Here is a 17018-nt window from a genome sequence, read left to right on the forward strand (position 1 = left end):
GACGCACTGAGCCGGCAACGCGGCCCCAACGCGACCACACCCCCCTTGGGAACTTCTTTAACTCCGGAGCAGTTCAGCCTGTGCAAGCACGTTTTCCACAAGGAGAGACACGCACATGGCGCTCTGGGACCGGCTCAAGGAATCCGCCACCACGATGCAGGGTCAGCTGGTCGCGAAGAAGAACGAGCTCAAGAGCGGCGCGTTCCGCGACGCGAGCATGGCGATGTGCGCCCTCGTCGCCGCCGCCGACGGCTCGGTCGACGCCTCCGAACGGCAGCGCGTCGCCTCGCTGATCGCCACCAACGAGGTCCTGCAGAACTTCCCGGCGGACGATCTGCACGCCCGCTTCACCGACTACTGCCAGAAGCTCGCCGTCGACTTCGACTTCGGCAAGGTGAGCCTGATGCAGACCATCGGCAAGGTCGCCAAGAAGCCAACCGAGGCCCGCGCGGTCGTCCAGATCGGCATCGTCATCGGCGGCGCCGACGGCGACTTCGACAAGGACGAGCAGGCCGTCGTCCGCGAGGCGTGCTACGCGCTGGGCATCGCCCCGGCCGAGTTCGACCTCTGAGCCGGGAGCCGGCCGGGGCCGGGCCGCGACGGCCCGTCCCCGGCCCGGGGCTCACCGCCGCAGCACCGTCTCCCGCCCCATGTGCGACAGCTTCTCCGGATTGCGCACCGCGTAGAGCCCGCTGATCAGCCCGTCGTCGAACCGCAGCGCCACGACGGTGTCGACCCCGCCGTCGCCGTCCGAGACGACCAGCGCCGGATGCCCGTTGACGTACGCGGCCCGCATCGACGCCGCGCCGACCCGCCCCAGCCCGGCGGCCAGCAGCCGCCCCACCTTCTCCGCCCCGGAGACCGGATGCAGGACGGCCTGCCGGACCCCGCCGCCGTCGCCGACGAGCACGACGTCCGGCGCGAGGATGTCGAGCAGCCCTTGCAGGTCACCGGTGGTGACGGCCCGTCGGAACGCGTCGAGCGCGTCCCGCGTCTCGGCCGGCGAGACGGCCCCGCGCGGCCGCCGCGCCGCGACGTGGGCCCGCGCCCGGTGCGCGATCTGCCGGACGGCGGCCGCGCTCTTGTCGACGGCCTCGGCGATCTCCTCGTACCCGAGGTCGAAGACCTCGCGCAGCACGAACACCGCCCGCTCGGTCGGCGCGAGCGTCTCCATCACCAGCAGCATCGCCATCGAGACGCTGTCGGCCAGTTCGACGTCCTCGGCGACGTCCGGGGCGGTCAGGAGCGGCGCGGGCAGCCAGTTGCCCACGTAGGACTCCTTGCGGCGGCCGAGCGTCCGCAGCCGGCCCAGCGCCTGCCGGGTGGTGATCCGGACGAGGTACGCGCGCCGGTCCCGCACCGCGTCCAGGTCGACGCCGGCCCAGCGGAGCCAGGTCTCCTGGAGCACGTCCTCCGCGTCGGCGGCCGAGCCGAGCATCTCGTAGGCGACGGTGAACAGCAGGTTCCGGTGGGCGACGAACGTTTCGGTGGCGGCGTCCGTACCCGTCGTCCCGCGCCCGCCCGTCGTCCCGCGCCCGCCCGTCGTCCCGCTCTTCACCGGCTGCTCCCGCCCGTTGGTGTCGTTCATCAGTGCCACGCGCACAAGACGCCGCTCCCCGCCGCCCTGTGACACCCGCGGCCGGTGGCGTACGTCACGCGGACGCCCCGTCACACGCGGCGGACGGCCGGCATCTCATGTCCGACACCGCACCACCACGAGTGAGGACACCGTCATGGACACCGTCATGGGAACCCGGTTCAACCTGTTCGCCAACGAGACCGCCGTCAAGTTCGCCAAGCGCTTCGCCAACGCGGGCCTGGTGATCCACCAGTCGGCGCTGCCCCGCGCCGTCCAGGAGCTGGTCGCGCTGCGCGCCAGCCAGATCAACGGCTGCGGCTGGTGCGTCGACATCCACGTCAAGGAGGCCGCGGCCGCCGGGGAGAGCGCGCTGCGGATCGGGCTCGTCGCCGCCTGGCGCGAGTCCACGGTCTTCACGGAGGCCGAGCGTGCGGCGCTGGCGCTCGCCGAGGAGGGCACCCGGCTCGCCGACGCCCACGAGGGCGTCTCCGACGCCACCTGGGCCCGGGTGCGCGAGCACTACGACGACGACCAGGTCGCCGCCCTGGTGTCCCTCGTCGCCCTGGTCAACGCGGCCAACCGGCTCGCCGTGATCGTCCACCAGCGCGGCGGCTCGTACGAGCCGGGCATGTTCGAGGCCGCGCTCGGCTGATCCGCGGCGGGGCAGAAGCGCGGGCCGCCGAGAGGAGGTGACGGCCCGCGCTCCCCCGGTCCGCTCAGGCCGGCAGTGTCACGGAAGAGTTCCGGCCGGCGGACGCCTTCTTGTGGCCGTTGCTGCTGCCGCCGCCCACCCGGCCCGACCACGTGCCCAGGGCGATCTCCGCGGTGATACCGGGCCCGAACCCGGCGATGACGCCGCGCGCGGCGTGCTCGGCGCCCCCGTCCTGGAACAGCCTCTCCAGCGCGTCGAAGACGACCGCACTCGCGATGTTCCCCCGCTCGACCAGCGTCTGCCTGCTGTAGCGGAACATGTGCTGCTCCAGCTCCAGGTATTTGCCGAGGTCGTCGAGGATGCGCGGGCCGCCCGCGTGCACGATGTAGAAATCCAGGTCGGACACGTCCCAGTCGTGCGGCTCGGCCATGTCGCGCATGGCGGGCGCGAGCATCGCCATCGTGCCGGGGACGCGCTTGTCCAGCATGAAGTGGAAGCCCGTGTCCTTCACGCCGTACGAGATCCACGCCTCCGTGTCCGGGACGAGGTGGGAGCCGTTGGCCTCCAGCCGCACCCCCGTGCCGCCGTCGCCCCGCACCACGGCCGAGGCGATCGCGTCCCCGAACAACCCGTTGGACAGCAGGTTTCCGACCGCCAGATCCGTCGGCTGGTACAGCAGCGAGCAGAACTCGCACGCCACGATCAGCACATTGGACCCCGGGTAGGCGCTGCAGAAGTCATGGGCCCGGTTGATCGCCGCGCCCCCCGCCGCGCAGCCGAGCTGTGCGATGGGCAACTGCCGCGTCTCGTTCCTGAATCCCATGGTGTTGATCAGCCAGGCGGTCATCGACGGCATCATGAAGCCCGTGCACGAGACGTACACGATCATGTCGATGTCCTGGACGGTCAACTCCGCGTTCTCCAGGGCCCGGTCGATCACCGCCGGGACACGTGCCTTGGCCTCCGCCTCGTAGATGTTGTTCCGGGTCGTGAAACCGGGGTGCTGGAGCGTGTCCTCGATGGGCTGGACGAGATGCCGGGTCTGCACTCCCGTATTGCCGATCAGCCGGAGCGCCAGCTCCAGTTGCGGGTGGTTCGCGTGCAGGGTCCGCGCGAGCTCCAGGGTCTCCTCCCGGGTGATGACGTGCTCCGGGACGGCGATGGCCGGTCTGCACAGTGTCGCCATGGTCGCGTTCCTCCTTACCGGGACTTACCAGGCGACCGGGAGGGTGAGGGGATAGCGCCAGATCGACACGGTGTTCCACTGCACCTCCTCCGCCGGTACGGCCAGGCGCAGTTCGGGGAATCGCCGGATGAGCGTCCCGATCGCGGTCTGGAGCTCCATCCGGGCCAGATGGGCGCCGAGGCAGTGGTGCGAACCGTGTCCGAAGGTCATGTGCGGCGCGGGGTCGTCCCGGTCGAAGTCGAGCTCGTCCGGCCGCTCGTACGCGGAACCGTCGCGGTTGGCGCAGAGGTACGAGACGTGGACGATGTCGCCGGCGGGGATCGTCACGCCGTCGAACTCCACGTCCTCCAGGGCGACCCGGGGGATGCCGACGCCCTGCCGGAAGGGGATGAAGCGCAGCAGCTCCTCCAGCGCCTGCGGCATGATCTCCGGCCGCTCGCGGAGCTGGGCGAGGTGCTTGGGGTGGGTGAGCAGCGTATAGACGATGTTGCAGATCTCGTACGTGCTGGTGTCGTGGCCCGTGACCAGCAGGAGCATGCCCATCACGGCCAGCTCCTTCTCGTCGAGCTGCTCCTCGCCGACGCGGGCCGTCGCCAGTGAACTCAGCAGATCCGAACCGGGGTTGCGGCGGCGCTCCGCCGTCAGCCGCGCGAAGTACGCCCGCAGGCCGGCCTTGGCCTCGGCGGCCGACTCCTTGTCGTCCGGCTTCATCGACATCATGGCCATGGCCCAGGCGCGCAGCTGCGGCCGGTCCTCGTCGGGGACCTGGAGCAGCTCGCAGATCGTCATCAACGGCAGCTTCCCGGCCAGATGGTGGGCGACGTCGGCCGGCGGGCCGTGCTCCTCCATGTCGTCCAACAGCCCGTCCACCACCTGCTGCGTCTTCGGCCGCAGGCTCTCCACCATCTTGTTGCTGAACCCCGTCGTCACCAGCCTGCGCAGCCGGCTCAGCGCCGGCGGGTCCATGAGGTTGATCGCCTCGGACTGGGCGATCGGCGCCGGAGTGATGCGCGGGAAGTCCTTCCCGATCAGCGCGGCGCGGCTGAAGCGGCGGTCCTGGGTCACCGTGCGTACGTCGTCGTAACGCGTCACCAGCCAGCAGTCGCCCTCGCCGTACGGCATGCGGATCTTGGCCACCGGGGCCTCCGCCCGCATCCGCGCCATGAACGGGTCAGGTTCCAGGGCTTCATCGTGACGGAAGGGACAGGCCCGTTCGGATTCCTCAGTGGTCATACGAAGCACTCCCCATACCCATTGGGCACGGCCTTGGTGGCGCGCCGGTATCTACAGATCAATTCCGTAGGGGCAAGCACGCCACACCTATACCCGGATGATTCACTCGATTTGTGGACTTACCCGTGTAAATGAAACAGCATTTTTTCGAACACACCAGGTGCACTCACCCAAAAGGGTGAACCCTTGCGGGAGCACGCGGGGAGCGCGAAGTACGACTGTGCGCCCCTCATCCGACATGCACGGACATGTCCCCTGGGTTAAGGACGCCCGAGACCCTCCCCCCGCCTCCCGCCCTCCCCAGAACGGCCGGATCCCGCCCCCGCGCCTTCGGGCTCAGCCCGGCTGTCGGCCCTGCTCGCCCTTCGTCCGTGCCGGCCGTCGGCTCTGCCAGGTCTTCTCCCGTTCTGCCGGGCCTTCAGCACTGCTGGCTCTTCAGCTCTGCTCGATTCCCCGCACGCGCTCGTGCGTATGGGCCTCGATGTCCTTGATCGAGATGTCGAGAAGCTGGCTCGCGAGGACGTTCAGCGCCCTCGACGCGGCGAGTTCGTCCCCGATGTCGGGCACGTTCTCGTCGGCGGGGTGGCACCGCGCCGTCCCCTCGCCCACCATGGGCCCCGGCGCCCGCCCGGTCAGCCGCGCCTCCGCGGTGACGGTGTGATCGTGCTCCTCGATGACGACCTCAACGGTCCAACTCTTGCTCCCGGGCATAGGGCGACCTCCTCGCGAGCTGCCCCCGGGGACCACGGTGTCATGGGGGCGGGGGGTGCGCATGTGGGGATGGGGGTGCGGGGGGGCGAGTGCGGCGGTGCGGGTGCGGGGGGGGCAGGGTGCGGGGGGGGCGGGTGCGGGTGCGGGTGCGGCGGTGGCTGGGTGGTTTGGTTTTCTCTCCCCGCCCCGCCCTTTCACCGTTTCTTCGGGGGCTGCGCCCCCGGGGCCGGCAGGCGGGGGCGCCTGCGGGCCGCGCTGCGGGAGCGTCCTGCGGGCGCCGGGGTTCGGGGGCCGGGGGCCGCAGTGGCCGGGGGCCGCAGGGCCCGGGGACCACAGAGCCCAGGGACCACAGAGCCCAGGGACCACAGAGCCCAGGGACCACAGAGCCCAGGGACCACAGAGCCCAGGGACCACAGAGCCCAGGGACCACAGAGCCCAGGGACCACAGAGCCCGGGGACCCGAGACCCCAAGGCGGGGCCCGAAGGCCGGGGGGCCGGGCCCAGAGGCTGAGGCCCAAGGCCCGGGCCAGGCCGGAACCAGGGCCCGGGCCGAGGCCGAGCCCTGGGCGAGGCCAGAGGCCCGGCACTGCGCTTCGCGCGGTGGGGCGGGGGCTGCGCCCCCTGCACCCCTGCGCGGGGCTCCGCCCCTGCACCCCGCTGGGGCACCCTCAATCCTCAAGCGCCGGGCGGGCTGATTCCAGCCCGTCCGGCGCTTGAGGACAACCGCGCGGAGCGCGGTTTCGAGGCCTGGCGCCGGCACGGTTTCAGGACCCGGCGCGGAACGCGACCTCAAGCCCAGCGCGGAGCGCGGTTTCAGGGCACGGCGCCGAGCGCGGTTTCAGGCCCCGGGGCGGAGCTCGATCTCAAGGCCCGGCGCCAGCCCCGTTTCGGGGCCCGAGGCGGAGCCTCGGGGCAGCGGCGCAGGGGGGGCAGCCCCCGCCACGGGCGGCGGCCCCCCGGACGGGGGCGCAGGGGGCGCAGCCCCCGCCACGGGGGGCGGGGCCCCGGACGGGGGCGCAGCCCCCGCACGCCGCACGCCGCACGCGGAGCGCGCCGGCGGCGGGGGGGAGGGGCGGAGCCCCTGGTAAACGGTGAAAGGGCGGGGCTGAGGCAGGGCTCACAACACCCGCCCCGCCCCCGGCAACTTCCGCACCAACCACGCCAGCCCCCAACACACCGGCACCCCCACCACCCCCAAAACCCCAAACTTCACCACCGCCACCGCCGAAACCCCCCGCAACGCATACCCCATCCCCACCAACACCACCGGATGCACCAGATACACCGCAAACGCATGACGCCCCAGAAACTCCCCCACCCGCCCCTGCGAGTCAAAGCGCTCCCGGAACAGCACCACCACCCCCACGACCACACCCACCGCAAACGCCGACTCCCACCCCGCCGTCACCAACGACTGCCACGTCCCCCGCCCTTCCAGCGCCCGCGAGGGCGACAGAAGCGCCACCGGCGCGTACAGGGCCGCCGCCACGCCGGCGACCACCGCCCCCGTCCACCCGGCCCGCCGGGAGAGGGACGACGCCCACCCCCGCCGCCGAGCCAGCACCCCCACCACGAAGAAACTCGCGTACTGCGGCAGGAAGTTGGGCGACGGCAACCCCAGCACCGGCACGTACGTCCCGTCCGGCACCCCCACCCGCCACCCGTACGTGACGACGGCCAGCCCCGCCCCGAAGGCGACGACCGCCCGCCCCCGCAACGGCCGCGCCCCGCGCCTCCCCCCGCCCACGGCGGAGGAACGCCACCCGCGCACCACCACGTACACCAGCGAGAAGACCAACAGCACCTCGACGAACCACATCGGCCCCGGATCCCACGTCACCACGTAGAAGAGCCAGTACGGCATCCCGACACCCTGCTCCGCCAGCCGCTCCCGGACCTCCCCCATCGACCCGGAATTGACCAGCGGCCGCAGCACCAGCAGGAACGCCAGCAGCGGAATCCCCAGCCGCTTCCAGCGGTCCCGCACGAAGGCGCGCGGTCCCTTCCGCTCGTACGAAGGCGGCGTGAAATACCCGGCGATCAGGAAGAAGAACCCCATGAAGAACGCCTGGTCCAGGACGATCAATCCGTCCAGCACCGCACCCGACGCATCCCGCGCCCGCTCCGTGTAGAACCACACGGGTACGTGGCTGTAGGTCACGGCGGCGTGGTGCAACACCACCATCACCGTCAGCACGATCCGTATGTTGTCGACGTACCGCAGCCGGGCCCCCCGCGACCCGACTCCGGCGACGTCCCCCACCGGCGCTCCCCGCACCACGTCCTGCGACATAGCCATCCCCCCTCGGAATCCCCCTGCGCCGGACGCGACTACGCCCGCACGGCCTGCGCGAACAACTCGGCCAACTCCCGCGCGTGGCCCTCCAGATCGTGCTCGGGATGCACGTCCCAGTACTCGAACATCGCATCCACCCCCGCCTGCACGCTGACCGCCATCACCCGCACGTCGAACGGGCGGAACTCCCCGCTCTCCTGCCCCTCCCTGAAGATCCCCTCCAGGAACGCGTAGAGCTCCTCGCTCGTCGCCACGCCATAGCGCAACTTCCCCTCCGAGTTGCGCATGTTGTGGAAGACCTGGCCGAGCGCCGCCAACTGCGGCCGGTGCTCGCGCATATACGCCGCCAACGACTCGACGTACGCCCGCAGCCGCGCCCCGGGCTCCGGCGCCGCCGCCATCCGGGGCTCCATGAACGCCCCCATCTGCCCGTAGACGTGCTCCACGAGCCGTTCCAGCAGCTCCTCCTTCCCCGCGAAGTGGTACGAGATCACCCCCTTGCTGATCCCCGCCCGCTGCGCGATCCGCGCCAGGGACGCCTTCGCGTACCCCTCCTCCGCGAGCGTCCCGACGGCGGCGTCGATGATCTGCGCCCGTCGCGCCAGCTCGATGAACGAGCGATCCGCGTCCGACGTCGCCGCCTTCGCCGCCGATCGACCGCCCGGCTGATTTTCTGACCGCATGGCCAAAACCTTAGTCGGGCGGCCAGGCTCTGTAAAGACCGAGGTGAACCGAGGTGAACTGCACACACACGCGGGGCCCGTGCACTCGGCCCGGGCCCCGCCACTTCCCCGCTCAGACCACAAGCCGCTCCACCGGCTTGTGCGTGTGCTGCTCGATGTCCGCCGCCGCCTGGTGCAACAGCTGATTGGTCAGCGACGACATGGCGCGCGCGGCGGCGAGTTCGTCCCCGATCGCCGGGACGTTCTCGTCCGACGGGTTCCGCCGCGCGACCCCTTCGCCGACCATCGCCCCGGAGGCGGCTCCGCTCAGCCGCGCCTCGGCACTGACCGTGTCGGCGTTCTCCTTGATGCTGATCTGGACGTTCCAGCTCTTCATGGCGGTCATCGGAGAGCCCTCCTCCTGCTCCGGCCACTTACTCTCCATGGTCACACCGCCACGCGGCCCCCGCACGCGCTACCGCACCTCGCGGCGGCGGGGCCGGCGTACGGGCCGGGGCGCCCGCCCGTCCGGCGGCCCGACGGCCTGCCCGAGCGCCCGGTAGTCGACCACACGGCGCGTACCGCAACGACCGCACGTGGCGACGCCGTTGGACGTCGTCCAGGCGTCGTCCGGGTGCGGGCACCCGCCCTTCATCGGGCGGGCTCCGGATGATCGCGACGCCGGTGCTCGGCGAGGGCGTTGATCGCCCGCTGCGTGGCACGGAAGTCGCGCAGCCGCCAGGCCGCCGCCCGCTCCACGAGGAGGGCGGCGCAGAGCAGGCAGGAGGAGTCACCCGGTCGCGGGGAGATTGTGTTACTCACGGTCCCAGCGTGGTCGGCGCCGCGTAGCGTCGGAAGCCACGTCCGGGGGACGAGGGGGCCGGGTCGCCCCCGTGTCCCCCCGCCCACCGGGAGGGGTGCGGCCGATGGCCAGGCAAGCGCCGCCGAACTGGCGGTACTGCGGGAACCAGGTGAAGCTCTGGCGCTTCAGGGCGGGGGTGAGCCGCGAGAGGCTGGCGGAGGAGGCGAACTACACCGTCGAGACGGTGAAGGCGATGGAGCAGGGCCGTCGGCGTCCTACGCGGCGTCTCCTGGAGGTCGCCGACCAGTTGTGCGGCGCGGACGGTCTGCTCCTGGCCGCAGTGGGCTATCTCGCCCCCGAACCACCTGCCTCGAACGTGGAGGAGTTCTTCACCGTGGAGGAGGAAGCGGTTTCGATCGCCTCCTACGAGCCGCTTTTCGTCCCCGGCCTGCTCCAGACCGAGGAGTACATCAGGGCCCTGGTCACGAGCCACTGGCCACCCGTGGAGGGCGACGTGATCGAGGAACGCGTCGCGAAGCGGCTCAAGCGACAGGAGAAGCTGACCGCACGACCGTACTCGCTCTTCCACTACGTCATTTACGAAGCGGCGCTGAGGAGCGGAATCGGCGGAACGGCCGTGATGAAAGGGCAGTTGGAACACCTTCTGCGCGTCGCCGAGTTCCCCAACGTCTCCCTTCAGGTCCTCCCTGCCGATACCGGGCAGTCCATCGCCCTCGTCGGGCCCATCCTGGTGGCGGAAACGGCGGAGCACCAGCAACTTGGATACGTGGAGGGCCTGAACACCCAGGTGTTGCACAGTGACGCCGCGACGGTCAGCAGCTTCACCCAGTGCCTCGGGCGGCTCCGCATGGAAGCACTCGGCGCGGAGGGGTCTGCGCGATTCATCAGGAAGCTGGCAGAGGAACTATGAACAACTCCCCGTGGATCAGATCGAGTTATAGCACCGGGTCAGGCAACAACTGTCTGGAGCTGCGGCCACGCCCGCACGTCGTCCACGTCCGGGACTCGAAGCTCGGGGTGAGCCTCCGGCTCTCCTTCGGGACGACGACGTGGGCAGACTTCGTGACCTCGTTATCCGACACCTGAGACCCGGGATTCGGGGGCCGGGATCCGAACGGCCTTTCCAAGGAATGGGTGGCCGGCTTGGCCCACCCACCCTCCCAACTCGCCTGCGCAACGCGCACATGACCGATTCCGATCGAGTCGCGGCAACGGGCCCCGTCGCGGGCCACCTGCGCCGCACCAGGGAGCGGGTGAACGAGGACGGCACGCAGTGGGTGACCCGTACGCACTCCTCACTCCCGCCGGAGCGGGTGGCGCGGCCGGCGCGGCCCGCACCGCGTCCGGTGGCCGTGGTGGAGTGCACGGCGTGCGGCACGGCGGACTTCCCCGAGGAGATGCCGGGCGGCCTGTGCGGGCCGTGCCGTGTGAGGGTCGAGGAGAGGGAAGTGACCGTGGAGCAGGCGGAGTTGGTGCGGGAGCTGCGCGCCCGGTTGCAGGAGGGGCGTGAGGAGTTCCGCCGCAGGCTGCGGACGGGCCGCTCCTGACGCCTACCAGCCGCCTCCGCCGTCGAAGCCGCCGCCGTCGTGGCCGCCGCCGTGATGACCGCCGCCACCGTCGTGGTGACCACCGCCGTGGTAGCCGCCCCCGTGGTGACCACCGCCATGGTGACCGCCACCGCCGTGGTGACCGCCACCGTGGTGACCACTGGTCGCGTCACCACCCCCGCCACCCCCGTCCCCACCGGGGTCGACGTACCCGCCACCGGCGCCGCCGCCGGCCGCCGGGGACGGGGAACGGGAACCGGCGGACCCCGGCCGCGCCTTCGGCCTGCGCCCGAACAACGCCTGAACGATCCGCTTCACCCGTCCCATCGACCCCTCACTCACTAGGCTGCGCGTCTGCGCGGAGGAAGTCCTCCACGACGCGGATCAATTCCAACGGTGTCTCGTCCATCGGGTAGTGGCCGGCCGAAACGAGCTCGTGTATCTGCCCGTTGGGGAACCAGCGGAGCCAGGTGGCACGTGTGACGGCGGCGGTGATCGCGGGGTCCAGGGCCCCGACGACCGCGAGGGCGGACACGGTGGAGCCCTCGATCTCGGCGTGGAAGTCGTCGTGGGACCAGGAGTGGAGCCAGGCGCGGAAGGCGGCGGGGTCGCTGCGGTCGAGCGAGCGCTGGACCATGCGGTCGAGCCAGCGGTCGGGCCGCCGGCCGCCGGAGGTGGTGTCGATGATGGCCCGCCGGTGGGCGGGGAGGTGGGCGGAGGCGGTGAAGAGCTCCCACTGTTCGGGCGGGAGGGGGAGGCCGGAGGCGGGGACGGGCGTGATGCCGACGATCCGGCGGACGCGGTGCGGCGCGAGGGCCAGGACGCGCTGGACGACGCTGCCGCCCATGGAGTGCCCGACGAGGGAGAAGCGGTCCCAGCCGAGCTTGTCGGCCACCGCGAGGACGTCGGCGGCGCCCTCGGCGGTCGTGAACTCCCCGGCGACGTTGCGGGCTTCGCCGTAGCCGCGCAGGTCGGGGACGGCGTACTGGAACGCGTCCCGGTCGACGTCCGGCTCGACGGCGTCGAAGGCGGAGCGGTCGGCGAGCCAGCCGTGGACGGCGATGACCTTGTGGGGCCCGGTGCCGTGCAGGGCGTGGGGCAGGACGAAGGGGAGAACCACGTCGACTCCTCGCATCGCGCGACGGTTCAGGGTAGTTGGCGGGCGGTGGCGGACGGGAGTACGCGAACCGGCCAGGGCGCGCGTGTGCACCGTGCGCAACCGTTCGGTCACGGTGAGCGCATGGGGGTGCCGGGGCGGGGGAAAGGTCCTGGTGAGCACCACGTCATCAGCAACACGGAGGAATCCGCGTGAAATTGCGTTCCTGGTCCGTCGCCGCGGCCCTGTCCCTGGCGGCGCTCCTCATGCCGGCCGCGAACGCGGCCGCCGCCCCGGCCGGCGGCCCGCCCCCCTGCCCCGGCGGCTCCGTCTGCTTCTACACGGGTACGGACTTCCACGGCTCCAGCTGGGAGTGGACGGCCACCAGCGGCTACCGCGACCTGCCGCCCCAACTCCACGACAACGTCGGCTCGTTCGTCGCCTCCACGGAGGCGTGCTTCATCAACTGGCAGCCGAAAGAGACGCGCGCGGTGCACAACGGGGACTGGCGGCGTTCCTACAAAGGCGACTTCGGCGGGAGGATCGACGGGGTGAACGGCGGTCACTGCTGAGAGCGCCGGGCCGCGCCCCATAGGCCCGTGAGCGGAGTTGGGCCGCACACGACCGCCCCGGGGCGCGGCAGCGCTCACCGCACAACGGCACCGGGCCGCCCCGCACCAGCCGAGCGGGTCCGGCCCGCGGCCACCCCCCTCCGCCGCACCGGAGGCCGGCTCCCATCCCGTCCGGCACTTCCGGACCCCCAGCCCGTCCGGCGCTACCGGATCCCCAGTCCGTCCGGCGCTACCGGATCCCCAGTCCGTCCGGCGCTACCGGATCCCCAGTCCGTCCGGCGCTTGAGGACGAGCGGCGGAGCCGCGATCGAGCCCGTCCGGCGTTTGAGGATGGGCGCGCGGGCGCGGTACCGGGGGGCTCGACGCCGGGGCGCGGCGCCAAGGGGTCGGCGCAGGAGAGCGGCGCAGGGGGCTCAGCGCAGGGGCGCGGCGCAGAAGCGTGACACAGAAGCGCGACCCCCGCCGAGCCACCGGGGGCCACCCGGAAAGCCGACGACGCCACCCATGGCGTCACCTGACGCCACAAGCGACGCCAAGTAGCGCCACCCCCTTGCGCATGGCGCCATCGTGGTGCCATGATGGCGTCATGGACCTGACCCCCTACGTCGACACCCTCCGCCGAGAACTCGCCGTCGCCGCCGAGGCCGGCGGCAAGGAATCCCGCGAGCTCGCCGAGCGCCTCACCGCTCCCCTCGAGTCGGCGACCCGCCTGACGATGCTCAACGTGCTCTCCGCCGCGATGGACGAGATCACCCGCGAGCTCGCCCCGGGCTCGGTCGACGTACGGCTCCGCGGTCTCGACCCGGACTTCGTCGTGACGCCACCGCCCGCCGACAGCGGCCGGACGGAAACGGCGGCCACGCTCCCCGTCGAGCCGCCGATGGCCCCGACCGCGGCCCTGCCCCCGCCCCCGGCCACGGCCACGGCCCCCGCCGAAGGCGAGGACGGCGCCACCGCCCGCGTGAACCTCCGCCTCCCGGCCCGCCTCAAAGCCCGTGCGGAGGAGGCCGCGGCCCGCGAGGGCCTGTCGGTCAACGCCTGGCTGGTGCGCGTCGTGGCGGCCGCGGTCGACAGCACCCCCCACCCCCGTACGACGCACACGCCCCAGAAGGCCCACTCCGTAGGCCAGACCATCACGGGCTGGGTGCGCTGAGCCCCAGCGCCCCCCCAAAAAAACGACACCCCAACACCCCAACCCCAACACCCCAACGCCACCCACCCGGCACACCGCACCAAGAGGACGGATCAGCCATGCCTTCTTTCGACACCCCCGCCCCCGTCTCCGTCACGACCCGCGTCGAAGCCGGCTCCATCCGCTTCATCGCGACCGACCGCCCCGACACCGTCGTCGACATCCGCCCCCGCGACCCGAAGAAGGACCTGGACGTCAAGGCGGCCGACCAGACGGAGGTGGCGTACGCGAGCGGCGCCCTCACCGTCAGGACCCCGAAGTCCTCGCTCTTCGGCCGCACCGGCGTGGTCGACGTGACGGTCGAGCTGCCCACCGGCTCGCGGGTCGACATGACCGGCGCCTGGACGCAGGTCCTCGGCGAGGGCCGGCTCGGCGAGGTCCAGGTGAAGACCTCGACCGGCGACGTCCGCTTCGACACGACCGGCCGGCTGAAGCTGACCGCGTCGCACGGCTCGATCAGCGTGGACCGGGTCGAGGGCCCGGCCGAGATCACGACCAGCTCCGGCAGCCTGCGCGCGGGCCACCTGGACGGCCCGGCCGTCCTGAAGAACTCGCACGGCTCCACGACCGTCGACACCGCGATGGGCGAACTCCGCGTGAGCGGCGCCAACGGCGACATCACCATCGCCCGCGCCGAGGACTCGGTCACCGCGACCACCGCCCACGGCACCCTGCGCGTGAGCGAAGTGGCGCGCGGAAACGTGCAGTTGGAGACGGCGTACGGCACCATCGAGGTCGGCGTCCGCCGGGGCACCGCCGCCTGGCTCGACGTCAGCTCCGAGTCCGGCCAGGTGCGCAACACGCTCACCGCGTCGGAGTCGCCGGAGGAGACCGAGGACACGGTCACGGTCCGCGCCCGCACCCGGCACGGCAACATCGACGTCCTCCGCGCCAAGCCCCGGCAGTGACACACCACCGGCCCCGCTGAAAACCCCGTCCCACCATGCCGTTCCAGCCCTCGAAGGGGAGAACCCCATGCCGACTTCTGTCATGCCCACGACTACCCACTCGGGCGTCCACGAGCCGCCCGCCGCCGTCTCCGCGGTCGGCCTGCGCAAGGCGTACGGCGACAAGACCGTCCTCGACGGGATCGACCTGCGCATCCCGGCGGGCACCGTCTTCGCCCTGCTCGGCCCGAACGGCGCCGGCAAGACCACCACCGTGAAGATCCTGTCGACGCTCGTCACCGCGGACGGCGGACAGGCCCAGGTCGCCGGCCACGACATCGCCACGTCCCCGGACGGGGTCCGCGCCGCGATCGGCGTCACCGGACAGTTCTCCGCGGTGGACGGCCTGATCACCGGCGAGGAGAACATGCTCCTCATGGCGGACCTGCACCACCTGCCCAAACGTGAGGGGCGCCGTGTCACCGCCGAACTGCTGGAACGGTTCGACCTCACCGAGGCCGCCAAGAAGCCGGCCCAGAGCTACTCCGGCGGCATGAAGCGCCGCCTCGACATCGCCATGACCCTCGTCGGCAACCCGCGGATCATCTTCCTCGACGAGCCGACCACCGGCCTCGACCCGCGCAGCCGCCACAACATGTGGCAGATCGTCCGCGAACTCGTCGCCGACGGCACCACCGTCCTCCTCACCACCCAGTACCTGGAGGAGGCCGACGAACTCGCCGACCGCGTCGCGGTGTTGAACGGCGGCAGGATAGCCGCCGAGGGCACTCCCGACGAGCTGAAGCGGCAGATCCCCGGCGGACACGTCCGCCTCCGCTTCTCCGACCCGTCCGCGTACCTGAGCGCCGCGACCGCGCTCCGCGAGGTCACCAGGGACGACGAGGCGCTCGCCCTGCAACTCCCCAGCGACGGCAGCCAGCGCGAACTGCGCTCCATCCTCGACTGGCTGGACTCCGCCGGCATCGAGGCGGACGAACTCACCGTCCACACGCCCGACCTCGACGACGTGTTCTTCGCCCTGACCGGCCCCGACCGGCCGAACCAGCCCAAGGAGGCTGTCCGATGAGCTCCCTCTCCCTCGCCGTCCGCGACTCGTCCACGATGCTGCGCCGCAACCTCCTCCACGCGCGCCGCTACCCGTCGATGACGCTGAACCTCCTGCTGACGCCCGTCATGTTGCTGCTGCTCTTCGTCTACGTCTTCGGCGACGTGATGAGCGCGGGCATGGGCGGCGGCGCGAACCGCTCCCACTACATCGCGTACGTCGTCCCCGGCATTCTGCTGATGACCATCGGCGGCACCCTGGTCGGCACCGCGGTGTCCGTCTCCAACGACATGACCGAGGGCATCACCGCCCGCTTCCGCACCATGGCGATCCACCGCGGCTCGGTGCTCTTCGGGCACGTCGTCGGCAGCGTCCTCCAGGCGATCATCAGTGTGGTCCTGGTCGGCGCCGTCGCGGTCGCCATCGGGTTCCGGTCCACGGACGCCACCGTGCTCGACTGGATCGCGGCGTTCGGCCTGCTGACGCTGGTCGCCCTGGCGTTCACGTGGATCGCGGTCGGGATGGGCATGGTCAGCCCGAACGCCGAGGCCGCCAGCAACAACGCGTTGCCGCTGATCCTCCTGCCGCTCATCTCCAGCGCCTTCGTCCCCGTCGGCGCGATGCCGGGCTGGTTCCGGCCCATCGCCGAGTACCAGCCCTTCACCCCCGCCATCGAGACCCTCCGCGGCCTCCTCCTCGGCACCGAGATCGGCAACAACGGATGGATCACGATCGCCTGGTGCGTGGGCCTGAGCGTCCTCGGCTACTTCTGGTCCACGTCCCTGTTCAACCGCGACCCGAAGTGACCGCCCCGCCCCGGGCGGCGTCCCCTCGGCAAAAAGCCGGCGGACGCCGCCCGTTCGGCGTTGCCCAGCTCCTCCCCCTCCCCCCACCTCACCCAACCCCACTCCACGTCACCCATACCGGCGAGCCCCGCATTGCCACGCCCGCCCCAGGGCAGTGACACAACCGGCGGCTCCCAAGCACACGAGCGCACACGAGGTGAAGCGATGAAGCCGAAGCACACAGCCCGCCTGCTCGCCACGGCCGTGGCCACGGCCACCCTGGCCCTGACCACGTCCGCGACGACGACGGCGACAGCAACCCCCGCCCCCACCCTCGCCGCGAAGCGCCTGAACCTCTCCAACAAGCACAACAGACAGTCCTTCACCGTCCACAAGGGCGACGAGATCACCGTCCACCTCACCGGCGAGCAAACGCCGACCTCCACCTGGGGCTGGACCTCCCCCACCGCTGCCAACACCGCCGTCCTCCGCCGGGACGCCGTCGGCTCGTCCTCGAACGGCGAAGCCACGGCCGTGTTCCACGCCCGCGACACGGGAACGACCACCCTCGACTCACACCTGCGCTGCACCCCGCGCAAGCCCGGCCAGAACTGCTCGGACGTGGTCGTCCCCTGGCAGGTCACCGTGAAGGTGCGCTGACGGGGGCCGCGCCCGCCGCGGCGGCCCCTCCCCCGGACATACGACAGCCCCCGGCGCTCCGTACCGTCCCG

21 protein-coding genes are annotated in these 17018 nt (G+C 71.6%); 11 read left to right on the forward strand and 10 right to left on the reverse strand.

Annotation, left to right across the window (positions count from 1 at the left end):
* Positions 1–115 precede the first annotated feature (115 nt).
* The gene (locus tag AC230_RS13065; RefSeq protein WP_049716352.1) at positions 116–571 is read left to right on the forward strand and encodes a tellurite resistance TerB family protein; all 456 of its coding nucleotides are present in this window, start codon (positions 116–118) and stop codon (positions 569–571) included.
* Positions 572–622: 51 nt separating this feature from the next.
* Here the strand turns inward: AC230_RS13065 and AC230_RS13070 are convergent, their stop codons facing one another.
* The gene (locus AC230_RS13070; protein WP_078871214.1) at positions 623–1588 is read right to left on the reverse strand and encodes an RNA polymerase sigma-70 factor; all 966 of its coding nucleotides are present in this window, start codon (positions 1586–1588) and stop codon (positions 623–625) included.
* Positions 1589–1745: 157 nt separating this feature from the next.
* On the opposite strand from AC230_RS13070, the gene AC230_RS13075 reads away from it, so the two are divergent.
* On the forward strand, positions 1746–2231 hold the full coding sequence (locus tag AC230_RS13075; protein ID WP_049716389.1) for a carboxymuconolactone decarboxylase family protein: 486 nt from the start codon (positions 1746–1748) through the stop codon (positions 2229–2231).
* A gap of 64 nt (positions 2232–2295) precedes the next feature.
* Here AC230_RS13075 and AC230_RS13080 read toward each other — a convergent pair whose 3' ends face one another.
* The 8 genes from AC230_RS13080 to AC230_RS32540 form a co-directional block, all read right to left on the reverse strand.
* Positions 2296–3417 (reverse strand): type III polyketide synthase, encoded by a 1122-nt coding sequence (locus AC230_RS13080; protein WP_049716353.1) that lies wholly within the window; start codon positions 3415–3417, stop codon positions 2296–2298.
* A gap of 24 nt (positions 3418–3441) precedes the next feature.
* The gene (locus AC230_RS13085) at positions 3442–4650 is read right to left on the reverse strand and encodes a cytochrome P450 (RefSeq protein WP_049716354.1); all 1209 of its coding nucleotides are present in this window, start codon (positions 4648–4650) and stop codon (positions 3442–3444) included.
* Between the two features lie 435 nt (positions 4651–5085).
* Positions 5086–5361 carry a DUF1876 domain-containing protein gene (locus AC230_RS13090; RefSeq protein WP_049716355.1) on the reverse strand — a complete coding sequence of 92 codons (276 nt, stop codon included), beginning with the start codon at positions 5359–5361 and terminating at the stop codon, positions 5086–5088.
* Between the two features lie 1117 nt (positions 5362–6478).
* Entirely contained in the window at positions 6479–7642 is a 1164-nt protein-coding gene (locus tag AC230_RS13095; RefSeq protein ID WP_338399796.1) for an acyltransferase family protein, read from the reverse strand.
* 50 nt (positions 7643–7692) lie between these two features.
* The gene (locus AC230_RS13100) at positions 7693–8340 is read right to left on the reverse strand and encodes a TetR/AcrR family transcriptional regulator (RefSeq protein WP_049716356.1); all 648 of its coding nucleotides are present in this window, start codon (positions 8338–8340) and stop codon (positions 7693–7695) included.
* Positions 8341–8452: 112 nt separating this feature from the next.
* Positions 8453–8725 (reverse strand): DUF1876 domain-containing protein, encoded by a 273-nt coding sequence (locus AC230_RS13105; RefSeq protein ID WP_049716357.1) that lies wholly within the window; start codon positions 8723–8725, stop codon positions 8453–8455.
* A gap of 69 nt (positions 8726–8794) precedes the next feature.
* The gene (locus AC230_RS34675) at positions 8795–8974 is read right to left on the reverse strand and encodes a DUF6255 family natural product biosynthesis protein (protein ID WP_049716358.1); all 180 of its coding nucleotides are present in this window, start codon (positions 8972–8974) and stop codon (positions 8795–8797) included.
* The gene (locus tag AC230_RS32540) at positions 8971–9141 is read right to left on the reverse strand and encodes a hypothetical protein (protein ID WP_157868565.1); all 171 of its coding nucleotides are present in this window, start codon (positions 9139–9141) and stop codon (positions 8971–8973) included. The genes AC230_RS34675 and AC230_RS32540 overlap by 4 nt, the downstream gene beginning before the upstream one ends.
* Before the next feature lie 104 nt (positions 9142–9245).
* On the opposite strand from AC230_RS32540, the gene AC230_RS13115 reads away from it, so the two are divergent.
* The 3 genes from AC230_RS13115 (at position 9246) to AC230_RS13120 (ending at position 10689) form a co-directional block, all read left to right on the forward strand.
* Positions 9246–10052 (forward strand): helix-turn-helix domain-containing protein, encoded by an 807-nt coding sequence (locus AC230_RS13115; RefSeq protein WP_049716359.1) that lies wholly within the window; start codon positions 9246–9248, stop codon positions 10050–10052.
* A complete protein-coding gene (locus tag AC230_RS31045) occupies positions 10049–10228 on the forward strand; it encodes a DUF397 domain-containing protein (RefSeq protein WP_078871211.1) in 180 nt (59 codons plus the stop codon). The genes AC230_RS13115 and AC230_RS31045 overlap by 4 nt, the downstream gene beginning before the upstream one ends.
* 98 nt (positions 10229–10326) lie before the next feature.
* Positions 10327–10689, forward strand: a complete 363-nt coding sequence (locus AC230_RS13120; RefSeq protein WP_157868566.1) for a hypothetical protein — start codon at positions 10327–10329, stop codon at positions 10687–10689.
* Positions 10690–11023: 334 nt separating this feature from the next.
* On the opposite strand, the gene AC230_RS13130 is transcribed toward AC230_RS13120, so the two are convergent.
* A complete protein-coding gene (locus AC230_RS13130; protein ID WP_049716362.1) occupies positions 11024–11824 on the reverse strand; it encodes an alpha/beta fold hydrolase in 801 nt (266 codons plus the stop codon).
* Between the two features lie 173 nt (positions 11825–11997).
* On the opposite strand from AC230_RS13130, the gene AC230_RS13135 reads away from it, so the two are divergent.
* The 6 genes from AC230_RS13135 (at position 11998) to AC230_RS13160 (ending at position 16947) form a co-directional block, all read left to right on the forward strand.
* The gene (locus tag AC230_RS13135) at positions 11998–12357 is read left to right on the forward strand and encodes a peptidase inhibitor family I36 protein (RefSeq protein ID WP_241833209.1); all 360 of its coding nucleotides are present in this window, start codon (positions 11998–12000) and stop codon (positions 12355–12357) included.
* Between the two features lie 586 nt (positions 12358–12943).
* Entirely contained in the window at positions 12944–13510 is a 567-nt protein-coding gene (locus tag AC230_RS13140; protein ID WP_049716364.1) for a toxin-antitoxin system HicB family antitoxin, read from the forward strand.
* Positions 13511–13608: 98 nt separating this feature from the next.
* Entirely contained in the window at positions 13609–14457 is an 849-nt protein-coding gene (locus tag AC230_RS13145) for a DUF4097 family beta strand repeat-containing protein (RefSeq protein WP_049716365.1), read from the forward strand.
* 67 nt (positions 14458–14524) lie between these two features.
* On the forward strand, positions 14525–15523 hold the full coding sequence (locus AC230_RS13150) for an ATP-binding cassette domain-containing protein (RefSeq protein WP_241833210.1): 999 nt from the start codon (positions 14525–14527) through the stop codon (positions 15521–15523).
* Positions 15520–16308, forward strand: a complete 789-nt coding sequence (locus AC230_RS13155) for an ABC transporter permease (protein ID WP_049716367.1) — start codon at positions 15520–15522, stop codon at positions 16306–16308. Before AC230_RS13150 ends, AC230_RS13155 begins: the two co-directional genes overlap by 4 nt.
* Positions 16309–16512: 204 nt before the next feature.
* The gene (locus AC230_RS13160) at positions 16513–16947 is read left to right on the forward strand and encodes a hypothetical protein (RefSeq protein ID WP_049716368.1); all 435 of its coding nucleotides are present in this window, start codon (positions 16513–16515) and stop codon (positions 16945–16947) included.
* Positions 16948–17018: the final 71 nt, after the last annotated feature.

Source organism: Streptomyces caatingaensis (genome assembly GCF_001187435.1).
GTDB classification, from domain to species: domain Bacteria; phylum Actinomycetota; class Actinomycetes; order Streptomycetales; family Streptomycetaceae; genus Streptomyces; species Streptomyces caatingaensis.

Bases quoted from the DNA above. Each gene is read 5' to 3' on its own strand.
- AC230_RS13080 (WP_049716353.1), bottom strand. From the start codon at position 3,417: ATGGCGACACTGTGCAGACCGGCCATCGCCGTCCCGGAGCACGTCATC.
- AC230_RS13070 (WP_078871214.1), bottom strand. From the start codon at position 1,588: ATGAACGACACCAACGGGCGGGAGCAGCCGGTGAAGAGCGGGACGACG.
- AC230_RS13160 (WP_049716368.1), top strand. From the start codon at position 16,513: ATGAAGCCGAAGCACACAGCCCGCCTGCTCGCCACGGCCGTGGCCACG.
- AC230_RS13145 (WP_049716365.1), top strand. From the start codon at position 13,609: ATGCCTTCTTTCGACACCCCCGCCCCCGTCTCCGTCACGACCCGCGTC.
- AC230_RS31045 (WP_078871211.1), top strand. From the start codon at position 10,049: ATGAACAACTCCCCGTGGATCAGATCGAGTTATAGCACCGGGTCAGGC.
- AC230_RS13085 (WP_049716354.1), bottom strand. From the start codon at position 4,650: ATGACCACTGAGGAATCCGAACGGGCCTGTCCCTTCCGTCACGATGAA.
- AC230_RS13130 (WP_049716362.1), bottom strand. From the start codon at position 11,824: ATGCGAGGAGTCGACGTGGTTCTCCCCTTCGTCCTGCCCCACGCCCTG.
- AC230_RS13120 (WP_157868566.1), top strand. From the start codon at position 10,327: ATGACCGATTCCGATCGAGTCGCGGCAACGGGCCCCGTCGCGGGCCAC.
- AC230_RS13090 (WP_049716355.1), bottom strand. From the start codon at position 5,361: ATGCCCGGGAGCAAGAGTTGGACCGTTGAGGTCGTCATCGAGGAGCAC.
- AC230_RS13115 (WP_049716359.1), top strand. From the start codon at position 9,246: ATGGCCAGGCAAGCGCCGCCGAACTGGCGGTACTGCGGGAACCAGGTG.
- AC230_RS13065 (WP_049716352.1), top strand. From the start codon at position 116: ATGGCGCTCTGGGACCGGCTCAAGGAATCCGCCACCACGATGCAGGGT.
- AC230_RS13150 (WP_241833210.1), top strand. From the start codon at position 14,525: ATGCCGACTTCTGTCATGCCCACGACTACCCACTCGGGCGTCCACGAG.
- AC230_RS13155 (WP_049716367.1), top strand. From the start codon at position 15,520: ATGAGCTCCCTCTCCCTCGCCGTCCGCGACTCGTCCACGATGCTGCGC.
- AC230_RS34675 (WP_049716358.1), bottom strand. From the start codon at position 8,974: ATGAAGGGCGGGTGCCCGCACCCGGACGACGCCTGGACGACGTCCAAC.
- AC230_RS13100 (WP_049716356.1), bottom strand. From the start codon at position 8,340: ATGCGGTCAGAAAATCAGCCGGGCGGTCGATCGGCGGCGAAGGCGGCG.
- AC230_RS13105 (WP_049716357.1), bottom strand. From the start codon at position 8,725: ATGACCGCCATGAAGAGCTGGAACGTCCAGATCAGCATCAAGGAGAAC.
- AC230_RS13075 (WP_049716389.1), top strand. From the start codon at position 1,746: ATGGGAACCCGGTTCAACCTGTTCGCCAACGAGACCGCCGTCAAGTTC.
- AC230_RS13140 (WP_049716364.1), top strand. From the start codon at position 12,944: ATGGACCTGACCCCCTACGTCGACACCCTCCGCCGAGAACTCGCCGTC.